Origin of the sequence: Microbacterium sp. K27 (assembly GCF_004794435.1) — a bacterium.
In the GTDB taxonomy this organism is placed as follows: Bacteria; Actinomycetota; Actinomycetes; order Actinomycetales; family Microbacteriaceae; genus Microbacterium; species Microbacterium maritypicum_A.
The window spans coordinates 1-1,486 of record NZ_SSDK01000010.1 but is presented as its reverse complement, the minus strand read 5'-3'; the positions used below and the strand labels follow the sequence as shown (position 1 = coordinate 1,486).

Annotated in this window: 1 protein-coding gene; it reads left to right on the top strand. The window is 62.2% G+C overall.

Features of this window, described 5'->3' with window-relative positions; translation table 11 throughout:
- The coding region (locus tag DW307_RS00050; protein ID WP_205810289.1) for a hypothetical protein at positions 1 to 855 on the top strand (855 nt) is incomplete at its 5' end.
- Positions 856 to 1,486: the final 631 nt, after the last annotated feature.

The following is a 1,486-nucleotide window of genomic DNA, read 5'->3' as shown; positions in this document are numbered from 1 at the left end:
TCGTGGACGAACCAGGCCGGGGTGGTGACGTGGTCGTTCCCCGGTTTGGGTGGACACGGCCTCGTGACCCGCACCGGGACGACAACGAGTGCACTGTTGTTGTGGGATCCGTTCGGTCAGCCGGTGGATCCGGTGACGTTCGCGGTCGGCACGACGGCGTCGGATGACACCGGTCAGGTGGCGGGGAACACACTCTGGCATCAGGGGGCGTTGAAGCCCGCGGAGTCGGCCGGGTCGGCTCTGGTGGTGGAGATGGGGGTGCGGTTGTATGTCCCCGCCCTCGGGAGATTCCTGCAAGTCGACCCGATCGAGGGTGGTGTCGACAACGACTACGTCTGGCCAACCGACCCTATTAACAAGGAAGATCTCACTGGGAAAGCGGAGTGGCGGCGGGTCGCGCTGAACGTTGGAATCGTTGTCGGCGGCATAGCCGCTGGTCTCGCCTGCGCCGCGTCAATCGTCTGTGGCATAGTTGCGGGTGCAGCAACTGCAGCACTGTCGTATACCGCACTCAATGCGGGTACACGAACCTTCAGCTGGAGTGGTCTAGCAGCGAGTACCGCATTGGGTGGTCTTGGCGGTGGTCTTGCAGGAGGTGCAATGAAGCTAACGTCGTGGCGCTACCAGAACATTGCCGGTACCGGAACTGGCGTGCGTTTCTCGGGAGGAGGCGGTCGCGGTACTGACTTCCTGTTCAGAGGGCAAAGAGTTTTCGGGATCCACAGTCACCGTATGCCCACATCTGTATCAAGGAACCCCATCGTTCGGCGGCTACCGCACTACCACTTTCGGAACCCCGGGGGCGGCGCGGGCAGCGGTATTGGGCGACATCGGCCGTTCCAAGGCTGGTGGTGAGTGGTATGGATGTTCGTTGGCCGGTCATCATCTTTGATGATTGGTTGTCACCTGCGGTCGTTCCGGATGTTGACAAGGCTTACGACTATGTTGAGCCGTCTCTCTACCCGAATCGACGTATCTCCTTCGATCGATCTTTTGCGATCGTTTCCTTCGAAGCATCGGCTGGCGAACAGGGCTTCCTGCCCCGATTGCGGGACGGGGTGCCGGAACCTGCGAGGTTCCGGCAAGTTGCAAGAGTTTCGTATCGTTTGCATGGTCCGCGAGCGGTATGGAGGCGGGGTCGACTTTGGCGCTCTGACCAGACCGACACTCGCGGCCTAGATGCTGATCAGCTATGGGCGGCGCTGGCGGAGTTGTTCACTGTGGAGTAGACGACCGAGATGACTCGGGGCGGCGTTGGCGCGCACACTAAGGTCAGTGACCCGCTCGGACGGACGCATTGCGTCGCGGCCGACAGATCCGGCGGGTGTGGATCCGGCGGTGACGACGAACTATCTGTATGCGGCGGGTGGTGATGCGGCGTGGGGGCAGAAGTCGGGTGCGGAGTTGACCCGGAGTCTCGGGTTGCGGGTGGGGTGTCGTGGACGAACCAGGCCGGGGTGGTGACGTGGTCGTTCCCCGGTTTGGG